The 17,186-nt window shown below is 60.6% G+C and carries 19 protein-coding genes; 13 read left to right on the top strand and 6 right to left on the bottom strand.

Going from position 1 to position 17,186, the window contains the following annotated elements; translation table 11 throughout:
• Positions 1–104: 104 nt before the first annotated feature.
• Both E4P01_RS19700 and E4P01_RS19695 read right to left on the bottom strand, forming a co-directional pair.
• Complete coding sequence (locus E4P01_RS19700) at positions 105–434, bottom strand: EscU/YscU/HrcU family type III secretion system export apparatus switch protein (protein WP_032877115.1); 330 nt, start codon at positions 432–434, stop codon at positions 105–107.
• Positions 431–2,008 carry a flagellar hook-length control protein FliK gene (locus tag E4P01_RS19695; protein WP_216090954.1) on the bottom strand — a complete coding sequence of 526 codons (1,578 nt, stop codon included), beginning with the start codon at positions 2,006–2,008 and terminating at the stop codon, positions 431–433. The genes E4P01_RS19700 and E4P01_RS19695 overlap by 4 nt, the downstream gene beginning before the upstream one ends.
• A 200-nt stretch (positions 2,009–2,208) precedes the next feature.
• Between E4P01_RS19695 and ccmA the strand changes: the two genes are divergently transcribed.
• The 13 genes from ccmA (at position 2,209) to E4P01_RS19630 (ending at position 12,865) form a co-directional block, all read left to right on the top strand.
• Entirely contained in the window at positions 2,209–2,844 is a 636-nt protein-coding gene (gene ccmA / locus E4P01_RS19690; protein ID WP_216090955.1) for a cytochrome c biogenesis heme-transporting ATPase CcmA, read from the top strand.
• On the top strand, positions 2,841–3,509 hold the full coding sequence (gene ccmB, locus E4P01_RS19685; RefSeq protein ID WP_005786500.1) for a heme exporter protein CcmB: 669 nt from the start codon (positions 2,841–2,843) through the stop codon (positions 3,507–3,509). The genes ccmA and ccmB overlap by 4 nt, the downstream gene beginning before the upstream one ends.
• Before the next feature lie 88 nt (positions 3,510–3,597).
• On the top strand, positions 3,598–4,353 hold the full coding sequence (locus E4P01_RS19680) for a heme ABC transporter permease (RefSeq protein ID WP_032877112.1): 756 nt from the start codon (positions 3,598–3,600) through the stop codon (positions 4,351–4,353).
• The gene (gene ccmD, locus E4P01_RS19675; RefSeq protein ID WP_078820712.1) at positions 4,350–4,526 is read left to right on the top strand and encodes a heme exporter protein CcmD; all 177 of its coding nucleotides are present in this window, start codon (positions 4,350–4,352) and stop codon (positions 4,524–4,526) included. Before E4P01_RS19680 ends, ccmD begins: the two co-directional genes overlap by 4 nt.
• The gene (ccmE, locus tag E4P01_RS19670; RefSeq protein WP_005786506.1) at positions 4,523–4,981 is read left to right on the top strand and encodes a cytochrome c maturation protein CcmE; all 459 of its coding nucleotides are present in this window, start codon (positions 4,523–4,525) and stop codon (positions 4,979–4,981) included. The genes ccmD and ccmE overlap by 4 nt, the downstream gene beginning before the upstream one ends.
• Before the next feature lie 3 nt (positions 4,982–4,984).
• Positions 4,985–6,973: a heme lyase CcmF/NrfE family subunit gene (locus E4P01_RS19665; RefSeq protein ID WP_032877111.1), complete on the top strand. Its 1,989-nt coding sequence runs from the start codon at positions 4,985–4,987 to the stop codon at positions 6,971–6,973.
• Complete coding sequence (locus E4P01_RS19660) at positions 6,970–7,506, top strand: DsbE family thiol:disulfide interchange protein (protein WP_005786510.1); 537 nt, start codon at positions 6,970–6,972, stop codon at positions 7,504–7,506. Before E4P01_RS19665 ends, E4P01_RS19660 begins: the two co-directional genes overlap by 4 nt.
• Positions 7,503–7,976: a cytochrome c-type biogenesis protein gene (locus E4P01_RS19655; RefSeq protein ID WP_005786512.1), complete on the top strand. Its 474-nt coding sequence runs from the start codon at positions 7,503–7,505 to the stop codon at positions 7,974–7,976. Before E4P01_RS19660 ends, E4P01_RS19655 begins: the two co-directional genes overlap by 4 nt.
• Positions 7,969–9,159 (top strand): c-type cytochrome biogenesis protein CcmI, encoded by a 1,191-nt coding sequence (ccmI, locus tag E4P01_RS19650; RefSeq protein ID WP_032877110.1) that lies wholly within the window; start codon positions 7,969–7,971, stop codon positions 9,157–9,159. Before E4P01_RS19655 ends, ccmI begins: the two co-directional genes overlap by 8 nt.
• A gap of 10 nt (positions 9,160–9,169) precedes the next feature.
• Positions 9,170–9,565 carry a hypothetical protein gene (locus tag E4P01_RS19645; RefSeq protein WP_216090956.1) on the top strand — a complete coding sequence of 132 codons (396 nt, stop codon included), beginning with the start codon at positions 9,170–9,172 and terminating at the stop codon, positions 9,563–9,565.
• 246 nt (positions 9,566–9,811) lie between these two features.
• Complete coding sequence (phnN, locus tag E4P01_RS19640) at positions 9,812–10,399, top strand: phosphonate metabolism protein/1,5-bisphosphokinase (PRPP-forming) PhnN (RefSeq protein WP_078820714.1); 588 nt, start codon at positions 9,812–9,814, stop codon at positions 10,397–10,399.
• Between the two features lie 361 nt (positions 10,400–10,760).
• The gene (locus E4P01_RS19635; protein WP_078820715.1) at positions 10,761–12,281 is read left to right on the top strand and encodes a M10 family metallopeptidase C-terminal domain-containing protein; all 1,521 of its coding nucleotides are present in this window, start codon (positions 10,761–10,763) and stop codon (positions 12,279–12,281) included.
• A 179-nt stretch (positions 12,282–12,460) separates the two neighbouring features.
• Positions 12,461–12,865: a type II toxin-antitoxin system HicB family antitoxin gene (locus E4P01_RS19630; protein ID WP_032877106.1), complete on the top strand. Its 405-nt coding sequence runs from the start codon at positions 12,461–12,463 to the stop codon at positions 12,863–12,865.
• Here E4P01_RS19630 and E4P01_RS19625 read toward each other — a convergent pair.
• The 4 genes from E4P01_RS19625 to E4P01_RS19610 form a co-directional block, all read right to left on the bottom strand.
• Complete coding sequence (locus E4P01_RS19625) at positions 12,862–14,058, bottom strand: MFS transporter (RefSeq protein WP_081883284.1); 1,197 nt, start codon at positions 14,056–14,058, stop codon at positions 12,862–12,864. The two genes, E4P01_RS19630 and E4P01_RS19625, sit on opposite strands and share 4 nt — an antisense overlap.
• A 242-nt stretch (positions 14,059–14,300) precedes the next feature.
• Positions 14,301–15,302: a sulfate ABC transporter substrate-binding protein gene (locus tag E4P01_RS19620; protein WP_122733740.1), complete on the bottom strand. Its 1,002-nt coding sequence runs from the start codon at positions 15,300–15,302 to the stop codon at positions 14,301–14,303.
• A 94-nt stretch (positions 15,303–15,396) separates the two neighbouring features.
• Positions 15,397–16,221, bottom strand: a complete 825-nt coding sequence (locus tag E4P01_RS19615) for an ion transporter (RefSeq protein WP_005786531.1) — start codon at positions 16,219–16,221, stop codon at positions 15,397–15,399.
• Positions 16,222–16,252: 31 nt separating this feature from the next.
• Positions 16,253–17,128 carry an urea transporter gene (locus tag E4P01_RS19610; RefSeq protein ID WP_078820717.1) on the bottom strand — a complete coding sequence of 292 codons (876 nt, stop codon included), beginning with the start codon at positions 17,126–17,128 and terminating at the stop codon, positions 16,253–16,255.
• Between the last annotated feature and the right edge of the window lie 58 nt (positions 17,129–17,186).

Here is a 17,186-nt window from a genome sequence, read left to right as displayed (position 1 = left end):
GCTTGCTCCCGATAGCGGTGTATCAGCCCCAGATAGGTTGGCTGTAATGACGCTATCGGGAGCAAGCCCCCTCCCACAGTGGATCTTGGTATGCCTGTGGCTACTCAGTAATCGTCGCCACGCTCAGTGACATCCCGCTCCATCGGCCCCGCATCCGGGTCGTAGCCCACCGGGAACTTGCCCTTCAACGTCCATGCAAACGCAATGATCTCGGCAATCGTGCGATAGAGCTCTTCTGGAATACTGTCCCCCAGTTCCATACGCGCCAGCAGCTTCACCAGCTCGGCATTTTCATAGATCGGTACTTCATTCTCCCGTGCCAGCTTGAGAATCGCTTCGGCCAGGGCGTCATCGCCCTTGGCGGTCAGGGTGGGGGCTTGTTGGCCGTCGTACTTGAGGGCGATGGCCTGGCGGGGTGGGGCGGCGTTCTTCATGCGGTTTCATCCACCCAGCGTTGTTCCAATCCGGTTTTTGCACCGCGTGGCGGGGTGCCCAGGTGGCAATCCAGGTCGCCGACGTTAAGTCCGGATGACACCAGGCGCTCGCGCAGGCTGCCCAGGTGACTTTCGATCAGGCTGGCGGTGAAAGGGCGACTGGCCCACAACTGGCTGGACAGTTTGCCCTGGGACAACTGCGCCTGAACTTGCAGCGGCCCCAGCGGCTCCATGTCGAAGGCCAGTTCGACGCGCCAAAGCATCTGCTTCGGATCTTTTTTATCCTTGCGCTCGGGCTGATCCTTGTCAGGCGCAGGCTCCTCGCGCTGAAACTTGACCTGCAACGGCACTATGTCTTGCAGGGTGCGCATGGGGATTTCCAACTGCCACGTGGTTTGCAGGCGGCCATCGGCGGTGGTGCCGGTCTGTTCCAGGCTCGACAGTTGGTGGCTCTGCAAGCGCGAGATCGCCCCGGCGGCCAGGCGCAGCAGGTTTTCCAGGTCGCCTTCACCTTCCAGTTTCGCGATCAGCCGCTCCGGCAACGGGAAACCGGCAGGTATCTGCCGAGCGCCGACCTGGCCGAGAGTGTTCAACGGGCTGCGCACAAAGTGCGGCAGCACCTGGGCCAGGGTATTGGCAGCGAGGATCGCATTCAGGTTGGTGTTGGCGGGCAGGGCGGGCAGCAGGTCCGCGACCAGGCGCAACAGCGCGCCTTTCATATCCAGCGGTGGGATTTGTGGGTTCTGCCCAGCGAGCAATTTGGCTTCCAGGAAGGCGCCGCTGTTTTGCACCACTTGTGCCAGTACCTTGGGATTGCTGACTTGCGCCAGATCGGGCAAGGCTGCCAGTAAACGCTCGGCAGCGGCCCGCAGCTCGGCCGAGGTGTTGTCGCCACGGGGCAGGTTCTGCAGGGCAGTGAACACCGCATCCAGCGAGCCTTGGCGACTTTGCTGGGTTGCCAGTTGTTGCGTCACGGCCAGTTGGTCTTTCAGCCCGCTCAGCGGCACAAAATTCAGGGTTTGCGCGTTCTGCACCACGGCACTGAGCAAGCTGCCGACCCGCAAGGGTTGAGGGCTTTCCAGCGTCAGCGTGGTACCGGCCAGGGCATTATTGAGCACACTCACCAGCGAGCGATAGATCGCCGCTTGCGCTGAGCCTTGAGGCAGCATCTGGGTGGTCAGCACCTTGGCTTGCAGCAGGGTGCCCACCGGCATTTGTGTGGTGTCGAGGCGGGTGAGGGCGGCCACGTTGGCGCTCATGGCTTGCTGCAAGCTGATGGCCAGGTTGCCCGCAGGCGTTTGGCTCACTGCCACATTGCTGCCCAGAGGCAAGGGCTGGGCGCTGCTGGCTTGAACCAGGGTCTGGCGACCACCTTCAAGGGTCAGCTTGAGCAACAGCTGAAAGGCTTCACTGCCTTGTTTCAGCGCGATGACTTCAGCGTTTACGGTTTTTCCGGCGCCAATCAACCCGGCCTGTGGCTCCAGGAGCTTGAGCAACTCGCCAGCCGCAGGCAGCGGGGCAGCCTTGGGTGCTGAGGCTGGAGGCAGTGGAGGAAGATTGATCTCACCGGTCATCGTGCGCATCGTCTCTGGGGAAATTGCCCTCTTTAGAGTAGGGCATCGCATGTATAATGCCGCCCGTCTGCAAAGAGAGCGGTAAAAACCGCACAACTATTTGATCCAGCTCTCTAAAATCGGTCGCCAAAGTCGTTATTGTGCATCTCTCTATAACGGCCGCTGCACCGCCGACTTGAACCGTAAAGGCCCGCGATCTCTTGACCAGCCCTCTTCTTGAAGCCGTAGCGCTTGCCTGTGAACGCGACCTGCGCCTGTTGTTCGAGCAACTCGACCTGCGTCTGGCGGCTGGCGACATGGTGCAAATCAGCGGCCCCAATGGCAGCGGCAAGACCAGTCTGCTGCGTCTGCTGGCCGGTTTGATGCAGCCCACGGCGGGTGTTGTTCGGCTCAACGGTAAGCCCCTGCACGAACAACGTACCGAGCTGGCACGCAACCTGGTCTGGATCGGCCACGCCGCGGGTATCAAGGACGTGCTCAGCGCCGAAGAAAACCTCAGCTGGCTCAGCGCCCTGCATCACCCTGCTACCCGCGATGGCATCTGGCAGGCCCTGGCCGCCGTTGGCCTCAAGGGCTTTGAAGATGTGCCCTGTCACACGCTGTCAGCCGGCCAGCAGCGCCGCGTGGCCCTGGCGCGTTTGTACCTGCCCGGCCCGCCGCTGTGGATTCTCGACGAACCCTTCACCGCTCTCGACAAGCAAGGCGTGGCCCAACTCGAAGAGCACCTGGCCCGGCACTGCAAGCAGGGCGGCCTGGTGGTGCTCACCACCCACCATACCCTGGCACGCAAGCCGGGTGGTTACCGGGAGCTGGATCTCGGACGGTGGTCGGCATGAGTGTGTTTGCCCTGTTGGTGGCCCGTGAAGCGCGGCTGTTATGCCGTCGCCCGGCTGAACTGGCCAACCCGCTGGTGTTCTTTGCGATTGTGATCGCGCTGTTTCCGTTGGCGGTCGGCCCGGAGACTAAACTGTTGCAAACCTTGTCCCCGGGACTGGTGTGGGTCGCGGCGCTTTTATCGGTCCTGCTCTCGCTGGACGGGCTGTTTCGCAGTGATTTCGAAGACGGATCCCTGGAGCAGTGGGTCCTTTCGTCGCACCCCCTGCCACTTCTGGTACTGGCCAAGGTACTGGCACACTGGGCTTTTTCCGGCCTGGCGCTAGTCTTGCTCTCGCCGCTGCTGGCGATGATGCTGGGCTTGCCCGTCGAATGCCTGCCCGTGTTGCTGGTGTCCTTGTTGCTCGGTACGCCGGTGCTCAGCCTGTTGGGGGCGGTGGGCTCCGCCTTGACTGTGGGCCTGAAAAGGGGTGGCCTGCTGCTGGCCCTGTTGATTCTGCCTTTGTATATCCCGGTGTTGATCCTGGGCAGCGGCGCTTTGCAAGCCGCGCTCATGGGGATGCCGGCGACCGGTTACCTCTTGTGGCTTGGTAGCCTGACCGCCCTGGCGGTAACCCTGACACCCTTTGCTATAGCCGCCGGCCTGAAAATCAGCGTCGGTGAATAATGAGGTCTGACTCGGCGTTAATGACGTTGAGTCAGTAAAGACCCTAAGCTTTTCGCCACGACGAAAAGCACCCGTGATGGAAAATGCAATGAACTGGACCTGGTTTCACAAGCTCGGCTCGCCCAAATGGTTTTATGGCATCAGTGGCAAGCTGCTGCCGTGGTTGAGCGTCGCCGCCGTATTGCTGATCGGCACCGGCCTGGTCTGGGGCCTGGCCTTCGCGCCGCCGGACTACCAGCAAGGCAATAGCTTTCGCATCATCTATATCCACGTCCCTGCTGCGATGCTGGCCCAGTCCTGCTACGTGATGCTGGCGGTTTGCGGCATCGTCGGCCTGGTGTGGAAGATGAAACTGGCCGATGTGGCCCTGCAATGCGCTGCACCTATTGGTGCGTGGATGACCGCCGTGGCGCTGGTCACCGGCGCGATCTGGGGCAAGCCGACCTGGGGTTCCTGGTGGGTGTGGGATGCACGCCTGACCTCGATGCTGATCCTGCTGTTCCTGTACTTCGGCCTGATTGCCCTGGGCAACGCCATCAGCAATCGCGATAGCGCCGCCAAGGCCTGCGCGGTGCTGGCGATTGTCGGCGTGATCAACATCCCGATCATCAAATACTCGGTAGAGTGGTGGAACACCCTGCACCAGGGCGCCACCTTCACCCTCACCGAAAAACCGGCGATGCCCGTGGAAATGTGGGCGCCACTGCTGCTGATGGTGCTGGGGTTCTACTGCTTCTTCGGCGCCGTGCTGTTGCTGCGCATGCGCCTTGAAGTGCTCAAGCGTGAAGCCCGCACCAGTTGGGTCAAAGCCCAAGTGCAAACCAGCCTGGGAGCGCGGGGATGAACTTTGCTTCTTTCAGTGATTTTCTCGCCATGGGCCACCACGGCCTGTATGTCTGGAGCGCCTACGGCATCTGCCTGGCAGTGCTGGCCCTCAACGTTGCCGCGCCGATCCTGGCCCGCAAGCGTTACCTGCAACAAGAGGCGCGACGTCTGCGCCGGGAGACCGAAAAGTGAATCCGCTGCGTAGAAAGCGTCTGTTGATCATCCTTGCCATCCTGGTCGGCGTCGGCATTGCCGTGGGCCTGGCCTTGAGCGCCCTGCAGCAGAACATCAACCTGTTCTACACCCCCACCCAGATCGCCAACGGCGAAGCCCCGCTGGACACGCGCATCCGCGCCGGCGGCATGGTGGAGCAGGGCTCGTTGAAGCGTTCCGGCGATTCTCTGGACGTGACCTTCGTGGTCACCGATTTCAACAAGGCCGTGACCATCACTTACCGCGGCATCCTCCCGGACCTGTTCCGCGAAGGCCAGGGCATCGTCGCTCTGGGCAAACTCAACGCCGATGGTGTGGTAGTGGCGGACGAAGTGCTGGCCAAGCACGATGAAAAGTACATGCCGCCCGAGGTCACCAAGGCCCTGAAAGACAGTGGCCAGTCCGCGCCCGCGACCCCAGCCAAGGAGGGCTAAGTGATGACGTCCGCATTGTTTATTCCTGAACTGGGCCAACTGGCGATGATCCTCGCCCTGTGCTTTGCCGTGGTCCAGGCCGTGGTGCCGTTGCTCGGTGCCTGGCGCGGCGATCGTTTGTGGATGAGCCTGGCGCAGCCGGCCGCCTGGGGTCAGTTTGCTTTCCTGCTGTTCGCCTTCGGTTGCCTGACCTATGCCTTCATGACCGACGACTTTTCCGTCGCCTATGTCGCGAACAACTCCAACAGCGCCTTGCCCTGGTACTACAAGTTCAGCGCCGTGTGGGGCGCCCACGAAGGTTCGTTGCTGCTGTGGGCGCTGATCCTCGGCGGCTGGACCTTTGCCGTGTCGGTATTCTCGCGCCAACTGCCGCAAGTGATGCTGGCGCGAGTCCTGGCGGTGATGGGCATGATCAGCATCGGCTTCCTGCTGTTTCTGATCATGACCTCCAATCCATTCAGCCGCATCCTGCCGCAGATCCCCGCAGACGGGCATGACCTCAACCCACTGTTGCAGGACATCGGCCTGATTGTGCACCCGCCGATGCTCTACATGGGTTACGTGGGCTTCTCCGTAGCTTTTGCGTTTGCCATCGCGGCCTTGCTTGGCGGGCGGTTGGATGCGGCGTGGGCGCGTTGGTCACGGCCATGGACCATCGTCGCCTGGGCTTTTCTCGGTATCGGTATCACCTTGGGTTCGTGGTGGGCCTACTACGAACTCGGCTGGGGCGGCTGGTGGTTCTGGGATCCGGTGGAAAACGCGTCCTTCATGCCCTGGTTGGTGGGCACGGCGCTGATTCACTCCCTGGCAGTGACCGAAAAGCGTGGCGTATTCAAAAGCTGGACGGTATTGCTCGCCATCGCCGCGTTTTCCCTCAGCCTGCTCGGCACTTTCCTTGTGCGTTCGGGGGTGCTGACGTCAGTGCATGCGTTTGCCTCCGACCCCGAACGCGGCGTGTTCATCCTGATCTTCCTGCTGTTTGTGGTGGGCGGTTCCCTGACCCTGTTCGCCCTGCGCGCGCCGGTGGTCAAGAGCCAGGTCGGTTTCAACCTGTGGTCGCGCGAAACCCTGCTGCTGGGCAATAACCTGGTACTGGTGGTAGCCGCGTCAATGATCCTGCTCGGCACCCTCTACCCGCTGGTGCTGGATGCCTTGAGCGGCGCCAAGCTGTCCGTGGGCCCGCCGTACTTCAATGCGTTGTTCATCCCGTTGATGGGCCTGTTGATGGTAGTGATGGCGGTCGGTGTGCTGGTGCGCTGGAAAGACACCCCGGTGAAATGGCTGGCAGGCATGTTGATGCCGGTGCTGTTGGGCAGCGTGGCCCTGGCAGTGATCGCCGGGTTCGCCTACGGCGACTTCAATTGGGCGGTACTCGCCACGTTCCTGCTGGCGGCCTGGGTGTTGCTGGCCGGCGTGCGGGACATCTTCGACAAGACGCGCCACAAAGGCCTGATCAAAGGCTTGCCCACCCTGACCCGCAGTTACTGGGGCATGCAGATCGCTCACATTGGCATCGCCGTGTGCGCTTTGGGCGTAGTGCTCTCCAGCCAGAACAGCGCCGAGCGCGACCTGCGCCTGGCGCCGGGTGAGTCCATGGACCTGGCCGGTTACCAGTTCATCTTCGAAGGTGCCAGGCACTTCGAAGGGCCGAACTTCACCTCGGATAAAGGCACCGTGCGCGTAGTGCGCAATGGCAAGGAAATCGCCGTATTGCATCCTGAAAAGCGCCTGTACACAGTGCAAAGTTCAATGATGACCGAAGCCGGTATCGACGCCGGTTTCACCCGTGACCTGTATGTGGCGCTGGGTGAACCCTTGGGCGACGGCGCCTGGGCTGTGCGGGTGCATGTCAAACCCTTCGTGCGCTGGATCTGGTTCGGCGGGTTGCTCACAGGCTTTGGCGGTTTGCTCGCCGCGCTGGATCGGCGTTATCGGGTCAAGGTCAGCAGCCGTGTGCGTGAAGCATTGGGCCTTTCAGGAGCGGCAGTATGAAACGTTGGTTGATGGTGGTGCCGCTGGCATTGTTTCTGCTGATGGCAGTGTTCCTGTATCGCGGGCTGTATCTGGACCCGGCCGAGTTACCCTCGGCGATGATCGGCAAGCCGTTTCCCGCGTTCAACCTGCCGACGGTGCAGGGTGACAAGACCCTGACCCAGGCCGACCTGCAGGGCAAGCCGGCGCTGGTCAACGTGTGGGCCACCTGGTGCATCTCCTGCCGCGTCGAACACCCGGTGCTGAACAAACTGGCCGAGAAGGGCGTGGTGATCTACGGCATCAACTACAAGGACGACAATGCGGCGGCCTTGAAATGGCTGGCCGAGTTTCATAACCCTTACCAGCTCGATATCCGTGATGAAGACGGCAACCTGGGTTTGAACCTGGGCGTCTATGGCGCGCCGGAAACCTTCTTCATCGACGCCAAGGGCGTGATCCGTGACAAGTTCGTCGGCGTGATCGACGAGGTAGTCTGGCGTGAGCAACTGGCCGCCAAGTACCAGGCCCTGGTCGATGAGGCCAAGCCATGAAGCGTTGGTTGACCGCTGCTGTTTTAGCCCTGGGCCTGGCCGGTGTGGCCCATGCCGCCATCGACACCTATGAATTTGCCAATGACGCCGAGCGTGAGCGTTTCCGCGACCTGACCAAGGAACTGCGCTGCCCCAAGTGCCAGAACCAGGACATCGCCGACTCCAACGCGCCCATCGCCGCTGACCTGCGCAAAGAAATCTTCCGCATGTTGGGAGAGGGCAAGGATAACCAGCAGATCATCGACTTTATGGTCGACCGCTACGGTGATTTCGTGCGCTACAAACCGGCCCTTACCGGCAAAACCGCGCTGCTCTGGTTCGGCCCCGCCGGGCTGTTGCTGGCCGGCGTTGTGGTGATGGCGGTGATCGTGCGCCGTCGCCGCGCCGCGCCTACCGATGGTTCCGATGCGCTGTCCCCTGAAGAGCGTAAACGCCTCGACCAATTGCTGGACACCAAGACTGATGATTGATTTCTGGCTCGCAGCCGGCTTGCTGCTTCTGATTGCCCTGAGTTTCCTGTTGATTCCTGTACTGCGTGACCGTCGCGCCCAGCGTGAAGAGGATCGTACCGCGCTGAACGTGGCGCTGTATCAGGAACGCGTCGCCGAGCTGCAAGTGCAGCAGGACGAAGGTGTATTGAACGCCGTGCAACTGGATACGGGCCGCGCCGAGGCGGCTCGCGAGTTGCTGGCCGATACCGAGGGCGTGGAAAAGCCCCGTGAATCGCGCCTGGGCAAACCGCTGCCGTTTTTGGCGGCGTTTCTGGTGCCGGTGCTTGGCGTTGCGCTGTACCTGCATTATGGGGCGAGCGACAAGGTCGAACTGACCCGCGAATTCTCACAGCCTCCGGTGTCCATGGCCGACATGACTCAGCGCCTGGAGCGTGCCGCGGCAGCCCAGCCGGATTCGGCCGAGGGCCTGTATTTCCTGGGGCGCGCCTACATGGCTCAGGACCGTTCCGCCGATGCCGCCAAAGTCTTTGAACGCACCGTAGCCTTGGCCGGGCGCCAGCCGGAATTGCTTGGCCAGTGGGCCCAGGCACAATACTTTGCCGACAATAAACAGTGGTCGCCCAAGGTGCAGGCGCTGACCGACGAGGCGTTAAAGCTCGATCCCAAGGAAGTCACCAGCCTTGGCCTGTTGGGGATCGCGGCTTTTGAAGGCCAGCGTTATCAGGAAGCGATCGATTACTGGAACCGTCTGCTGGCGCAACTGCCACCGCAGGACAACTCCCGTGTAGCGCTGCAAGGCGGTATTGACCGGGCTGGCGAGAAGCTTAAAGAGAGCGGCGGTACGGTCGCGCGCAAGGCGGTAATGACCGTGCGTGTAGACCTGTCCGCCGAAGCGAAAGCCAAAGCCTTGCCGACCGACACTGTGTTCATCTTCGCCCGTGCAGTCAGCGGCCCACCGGCACCCTTGGCGGCCAAGCGCGTCACCGTTGCCGAACTGCCCATCACCGTCGAACTGGGCGATGCCGACGCGATGATGCCGCAGTTGAAACTGTCCAACTTCCCCGAAGTCCAACTGGTTGCGCGCATATCCCGGGCCGGCCAACCGACCACTGGCGAATGGATCGGCCGCAGCCAACCGCTGGCCAGCAGCACCACTGCGCTGCAGCAATTGACCATCGATACTCCGGACAAGTCATTCTGAGGAAACGCCCATGACCGCATTTGCACGCATCACCCTGCTCAGCCTGGTACTCGGCCTGAGCGCCTGTGCGGTCCACCGCCCACCTGCGGCACCCACCGGCCCGACCATCCCGCCATCGGGCCCGTCGACTCAGCCGAGCACCAAGCCTTCCGGCCCGCTGACCCCGCCGCCAAAGCCACTGCCAAGCAAGTCCCCCACCTTTGCTCCACCACCGGGGGCTGCCAGCCACTGGGACGGCAAGATGCAGGTGTACGTGCTCGACGACCAGCCCGACACCTTCTACCGCCAGCGTACCTACTACCGCTGGAGCAACGGCTGGAGCCGTTCCATCAGCCCCAACGGGCCTTGGGAAGAAACCAATGTGCAAGGCGTGCCGCCGGGGTTGAGCAAGCAGTACGCGCAATGACCTGTGGCGAGGGAGCAAGCTCCCTCGCCACAGTTGCCAGTTCTGTCTTAACTGACTTGCATCAGGGCTTGCCCCCTCCCACAGGTGCGCGGCAGCGCGCACTCGGGTAATGTGGCCGCCAGCCGGCCTGGCTGGCGAAAAATTGCTGGATATACTTTCCAGTGGCCGCTACCTGGCGCAGGTCGGTTGCTGCGAAGCGTTGCCGGGGGCGCAACAAGCCTGGAGACAAGCCAAGAGGGTGTTTTGATGACGGGCAGGTTGATCTATCTCATCGGGCCATCGGGTTCGGGCAAGGACAGCCTGCTGGATGCCGCACGTCTGCGCTTGCAGGCGCGTGGTTGCCGCATGGTGCGCCGGGTGATCACACGCTCGGCGGAGGCAGTCGGCGAAGCGGCGCAAGGGGTGAGCCCGCAGGAGTTTGCGCGGATGGACGCCGAGGGCGCGTTTGCCTTGAGCTGGCAGGCCAATGGCTTGTCGTATGGCATCCCCAGGGAAATCGACGAGTGGCTGGCCGCAGGGGACGATGTGCTGGTCAATGGCTCTCGCGCCCACCTGGCGCAGACCCGTGAGCGTTACCCGACATTGTTGGTGTTGCTGCTGACGGTCGATCAAGCCGTATTGCGCCAACGTTTGATCGCACGCGGGCGTGAGTCATTGGCGGACATCGAAGAGCGATTGGCGCGCAACGCGCGATTTACCGCTGAGCTGATTGCCGGAAACGGCGCAGGTTTGTTTGTGTTGGATAATTCCGGGCCCTTGGAGCATACCGTCGAACGCTTGCTGTGCTGCCTGGATCAGGCGCACTCGGTAGCTGCGGGCAATCAAGGTGTGTAGGCATTGATCATGTTTCAGATCAGATAAAAGCCTTCACCTCAAGCGTGTTTTCTTCGGTATGTTTGAGTGGGTTTCTTGATGTTGTTAAGTAAAACTCTTGATTGAATTAAGTTGATTTGTTGAAAACTGTTTCTTCTGTGGCTTAACGCCTTTGTGGCGATTGGTATGTAGGGGTGTGTCGATCCGATTAATACTTGTACGGACTTTTTGCTGTTGTGTTTAATAAATGCTTTCGCAAAAAAATAACGGTAGTTAAGGTGTTTTTGATATGGGATTTTTATCGGGCTGGCAACGGATAAGTCAGTGTCGGTAATTCATATATGGACGGTTAACTCCTCACTGTTCAGAGTATCAATACACCATGCAAATCCCTGTTAGGCATTCTGCCCGTACGCGCGCTCCGGCGATGTCGCAGTCCCGGTTATCAGCCGCTGAGAACGCAGTTGTTCTCTGGGCAAACAATAAAAAAACCTTCACCACGGATCAGGCAGCGAAACATATTACGCGCAGTGGATCCAAGTTTCATGATCTCAATAAAGATGGCAAGGTTGTCGTCGGCTTTAACTTCGCCGGCGGTTTCAATGCCGCGCAGAAAGAGCGAGCCAGACAAGCACTGCAATACTGGGCGGATGTCGCCAATATCGAGTTTGTCGAAAACGGCTCGAACACCGATGGCACCATCAGTATCAGGGGCACGTCGGGTTCGTCAGGCTGGGCGGGGCTGCCTAACAGGCATTACTCCAGAGTCCAGGCCAACATCGGCACCAGCGGTGGGCAAAACCCGACAATGGGCAGCCACTTCCTGGGTTTGTTGATCCATGAACTGGGGCACACCCTCGGGCTAAGTCATCCGGGTGAATACAACGGCGGGGGCTTCAATTACTCCCGCTCTGCCGAATATGCCCAGGACACCAAGGCACGCAGTGTCATGAGTTATTGGGCGGAGACTTATCAGCCTGGGCATAATTTTGCCAGGCACAGCCCGGTAGCGCCGATGATGGATGATATCGCCGCGGCCCAGCGGCTTTACGGGGCGAATAGCAAAACCCGCAATACCGATACCACCTACGGCTTCAACTCCAACTCCGCTCGGGAGTTCTATAGCCTCAAGCGCGGGAGTGACAAACCGATTTTCACCGTTTGGGACGGCGGTGGTAACGACACGCTCGACTTCTCCGGGTTCACCCAGAACCAAACCATCAGCCTCAAGGCCGAAACGTTCTCGGATGTAGGTGGCTTGCGGGGGAATGTGTCGATTGCCAAGGGCGTGAGCGTGGAGAATGCCATTGGTGGTTCCGGCGACGATACATTGATAGGCAACGAAGCTGGCAATCGTCTTACGGGCGGCCGGGGTGCGGATAAGCTTCACGGTGGTGCTGGGGCGGACACGTTCGTTTATCACCGTGTCGTCGATTCAACGCCGCAGAACCCGGACATCATCCAGGACTTCCAAAGCGGGATCGACAAGATTGACCTGACCGGAGTGCTTCAGACTGCGCAGCTCAAGTCGCTGAATTTCTCCGACCGATTCAAAGGCCGGGCGGGGGATGCGGTGCTCGGGCATGACTCGGCGACGGGGCGTTTCACCCTGGCGGTGGATACGACTGGCACTGGCACAGCAGATTTGTTGGTGACCAGCCAAGGCCAGATCAAACAGACGGATGTGGTGTGGAGCGGGCAGGCCCCAACGGTGATTCCTTTCCCCACCCCTGAAACCATTGTCGCGCCTGTTCCAGAACCTCTCCCGACGCCTATTCCAGAACCGACTCCAGACACAGACCAGCCGCACGAACCGGGTCCCAGGCCAGGGGGGAGCTTTATCCAGAACGTTTTTTCATCGTTCACGGGTTTTATAAGCAGGCTGTTTTCGATTTTTTCGTGAGTTTTCAACATTCGGTAAAACAGCCGCCAGTCCGGGCGATGCTTTTTGTGCTTGAGTAATGGTAACTCTAGGGTTGCTTTTATTCAGGCCAAGCCAAGGAGGCAGCGGTGCAGAGCAGGCTATTGATCAAGGAGTTGCAGGAAGCGGGTTGGGTTGTTTCAGTTTTAAGGAGAGCATTCATGCAATACCCAATCTGTATCGAATGGGGCGATGATTTCACCGCCACCGGTATCCAGATCCCTGATATCCCAGGCGCGGTCACTGCCGGGGACAGTTTCGAAGAAGCCTACAATGCCGCCGTGGAAGTGGCGCATATCCTTTTGCAGGAAATCGCCGCAGAGGGTGGGGTGATTCCGATGCCAACCTCGGTCGCCACTCATCACGCTCATGAAGACTATCTGGGCATGGGCTGGGGCATGTTGGAACTGGACATCTCGCCTTATCTTGGCAAGACCGAGAAGGTCAATGTGACCTTGCCCGGCTATGTCATTCAGCGCATTGACCGTTATGTGCGCGAGCACAAGGTCAAAAGCCGGTCCTCCTTTCTGGCGGACGCGGCGCTGGAGAAGTTGGTGCGCTCTTAGGCGGTTGCCACCTTCACCTGGCGCGATGCAGAAAGGAAACGCAACAACGCCACCAGTGGGAAAGCGCTGCCCACCAGCATCACGCTCAGCCAGCCGCCGTGTTCATACACGCTGCTGGCAATTGCCGAACCGAACGCACCGCCGATGAAGATGCTGGTCATGTACAGCGCGTTCAGGCGGCTGCGGCTGTGGGCATCGAGGGCGTATACAGCGCGCTGGCCGAGGACCATGTTCATCTGCACGCAGAAGTCCAGAACCACGCCGGTCACTGCCAGGCCGATCACGCTGTACACCGGATGCACGAACGCGGGCAGGAAACTCAACGCGCCAAACAGCATTGCCAGCAGCGAGGCGCGGTGGGTGTGGCCGGCATCGGCCAGGCGACCGGCGATGGGCGCGGCGATGGCGCCCAGGGCACCCACCAGGGCGAACAGCGCGATTTCACTTTGGCTCAGGCCATGGTTGCGCGCCAGTTCCAGTGGAGCAGCGGTCCAGAACAGGCTGAAGGTGGCAAACATGCACGCCTGGTAAAACGCACGCTGGCGCAATACCGGCTGCTTACGCAGCAAGGTGCCCAGGGAGCGCAGCAATTGGGCGTAGCTGGCGCTGTGATCGGGTTGACGCTTGGGAATGGTCAGCATCAGCACCACGCTGATAAACGCCATCAAGGCGGCGGCGGCCATAAACATCGCACGCCAGCCGAAGTGGTCGGCCACCACGCTGGACACCGGCCGCGCCAGCAGAATGCCCAGCAGCAAGCCGCCCATGATGCTGCCGACCACACGACCACGGGACTCGGCAGGGGCCAGGTGCGCGGCGAGCGGGATGAGGATCTGCACCGATACCGAACTGAAACCGATCAGCAGCGACACCAGCAAGAACAGGTTGGGCTGTTCGGTGAACGCTGCGCCCAACAGGCTCGCGATAGCCACCACGGTGGTGAAGATCATCAGCCTGCGGTTTTCCAGCAAATCACCCAACGGCACCAGGAAGAACAGGCCCAAGGCATAACCGATTTGTGTCAGCGACACGATCAGGCTGGCCATCGCCGGTGTCAGGCCGATGTCCGGGGCGATCAGTTCGATGATTGGCTGCGCGTAGTAGATGTTGGCGACGATGGCGCCGCAGCAAAACGCGAACAGCATGACCATGCTCCGGGTCATGGTGCCTGTGGCGTGAGAGGTAGCGTTCATGGCGTGGCTCGTAAGGCGAAGGACGATGGGGTGAGAGAGTAAAGGCAAGGGCCGGCAGTGAGTAGGCCGCTTGGCGTGATAACTGTCATGCCGCGAAATAATGACTCAATGCAAAACCCAATGTGGGAGGGGGCTTGCTCCCGATAGCAGTGTGTCAGTCAGCACAGGCATTGGCTGACACACCGCTATCGGGAGCAAGCCCCCTCCCACAATTTTGATCGAGTCTATTCAGTCAAGATCATTCACTGGCCGGAGTAGATCTGGTCAAACACCCCACCATCGTTGAAGTGGGTCTTCTGCACCGTGCGCCAGTCACCAAAGGTTTTCTCCACCGACAGGAAGTCCACCTTCGGGAAGCGGTCGGTGTATTTGGCCAACACCTTCGGATCCCGTGGGCGCAGGTAGTTGTTGGCCGCAATTTCCTGACCCTCTGGCGACCACAGGTACTTCAGGTAGTCTTCAGCGGCAGTACGGGTGCCTTTCTTTTCGACCACTTTGTCGACCACCGAAACGGGCGGCTCGGCTTCGGCGGAAACGCTTGGATAGATCACTTCGAACTGATCGCGGCCAAACTCACGGGCGATCATTTCTGCTTCGTTCTCAAAGGTCACCAGCACGTCGCCGATCTGGTTGGTCATGAACGTGGTGGTCGCGGCACGCCCACCGGTGTCCAGCACGGGCGCTTGTTTGAACAGTTTGCCGACGAAGGCCTTGGCCTTCTCTTCGTCGCCGCCGTTCTTGAGCACATAACCCCAGGCCGACAGGTAGGTGTAGCGGCCGTTACCCGAGGTTTTCGGGTTGGGCACGATCACCTGCACGCCGTCCTTGAGCAGGTCCGGCCAATCTTTCAGGGCTTTGGGGTTGCCTTTGCGCACGATGAATACGGTCGCAGAGGTAAAGGGTGCACTGTTGTTCGGCAGGCGCGTGACCCAGTTGTCCGGCACCAGCTTGCCATTGTCGGCCAGGGCATTGATGTCGGTGGCCATATTCATGGTGATCACATCAGCCGGCAGGCCGTCGATTACCGAGCGCGCCTGTTTGCTGGAGCCGCCGAAGGACATCTGCAGGGTCAACTTGTCGTTCGGGTGCTCGGCTTCCCAATGCTTCTGAAATGCGGCGTTGTAGTCCTTGTAGAAGTCGCGCATCACGTCGTAGGAGACGTTGAGCAGGGTGGTCGCTGCCTGGGCAGAGCCCGCCAGGGCCAGGCCGGCGGCCAGAAGAGAGGCGCTGAGGATTTTTTTCACTGCTCATTCCTTGTTGTTCGAGAAGAGGGGAGGCAATTTGCCAGCGACTATAGCCGGGCCTGCATAGACCTTTAAAGATTAAAACGAACTTTGCTTATTCCAGTTTATGGAAAAGATTGCTGCCACAGCGCGAGCAAAACGCGGCGTTGGGTTCGTGGCTGTCTTTCTTGCACGCCGGGCACTCGGTACGCAGCTGTTCACCACGCATGGCACTGGCCAGCTCGGCGGTAAAAATGCCCGTGGGTACGGCAATGATCGAATAACCGGTGATCATGACCAGCGATGAAATCACCTGGCCCAGCGGTGTCTTGGGCACGATATCGCCGAAGCCCACGGTGGTCAGGGTCACGATGGCCCAGTAGATGCCCTTGGGAATGCTGGTAAACCCGTGTTCCGGGCCTTCGATCACGTACATCAAGGTACCGAACACCGTCACCAGCGTGCACACGCTGACCAGGAACACCACGATCTTCTGCTTGCTGCCGCGCAGCGCCGCCATCAAATAATTGGCTTGCTTGAGGTACGGGCTGAGCTTGAGCACGCGGAAGATTCGCAGCATCCGAATGATGCGGATGATCAGCAGGTACTGCGCATCGCTGTAGTACAGGGCGAGGATGCCGGGGACGATGGCCAGCAGGTCCACCAGGCCATAAAAGCTGAAGGCATAGCGCAGCGGCTTGGGCGAACAATACAGGCGCAGGCCGTACTCGATGGCGAAGATCAGCGTGAAGCCCCATTCGATATAGGCCAGCACGTCCGCGTAGTTCTGGTGGATCTGGTCGATGCTGTCGAGCATCACGATCACCAGGCTGGCGAGGATGATCAGCAGCAGGATGCCGTCAAAGCGCCGCCCGGCGACGGTATCGCTTTGAAACACCATGATGTAGAGCCGCTGGCGCCAGTCGTTGTTGCTGTCCATAAATCCTGCCTGAAGCGAATATCGAGCAAGCCTAGGGGGATTCGAACGGGCTGTCCATGCGGGGTTTGTGAAGCAACCGGTGACCGGCGCGCACCAGCCAGCAGGCGAGGATAAACGGTGCAGTCAGTGCGGGCAGGTGCAGGGCGGTGAAGCCCGGCGTGAGCAGGATGGCCAGGCCGATGCCCAGCAGCGGTAACCAGGGCTGGCGACGTAACGGGCTCAGGGCCAGGGCCGCCAATGCCGGGTTATAGCTGTGCAGACCGAGCAGGGCACCGGAAGGCTCATTCAACCACAGGCCGGCCAGCACACCGAGGCTGGCGCCGATCATGGCCCATGCGGCGGCACGGCGGTCAGCCAGCAGCAAACCCAGGGCGATTAAAAGACCCGCCAGGGGCTGCTCCAGCAGCATGATTTGCCCAAGACCGGAAAAGGGCGCCGTGAGTACCGCGAACATGTCGGCCTGGGCCGGCGCAAGCGTAGTTTGAGGTACATGGCCGAGCAGCAGCCAGCCGAGGCCAACAAAGGGGGCAGTGTAGGCGGGCAAATTGTGGGGCCGGCTGGCGTGTTTCAACCATTGCCGGGTGAGGATAGCGCTCAAGCCGCCGCCCGCCAGGATCAGCGGCGGCACCAGCGCCGACCAGGCAAAGTGCTGGCTGATCAACAAGCCCAGCAGTACGCCGTTGTAGCTATACAGCCCGGCCTGACGCTCAGCTTTGGGATACCCACGGCGCTGGGCGGTGAGCAACCCCGCGACACCGCCCAGCAACGCACCGCCCAGCAAGTCCGGGGCGCCGATCAGGATCGCCAGCAGGCACAGCAGGCCGCACAGCGGGTGGCGCTGCAGGAAAATCTGGCTGAAGCCGTTGAGCAGGGCTTCGGCCCAGTCGGGGCAGGTGTGGTTGTGCATGATAGGTATTCAATGAGACCGAGTTGTCCCCATCGCAGGCAAGCCAGCTCCCACATTT

This window comes from Pseudomonas sp. NCIMB 10586, assembly GCF_023127895.1.
Lineage (GTDB): Bacteria > Pseudomonadota > Gammaproteobacteria > Pseudomonadales > Pseudomonadaceae > Aquipseudomonas > Aquipseudomonas synxantha_A.
Note: the sequence above shows the minus strand (reverse complement) of the source record. Positions and strands in the feature narration are given on the sequence as shown.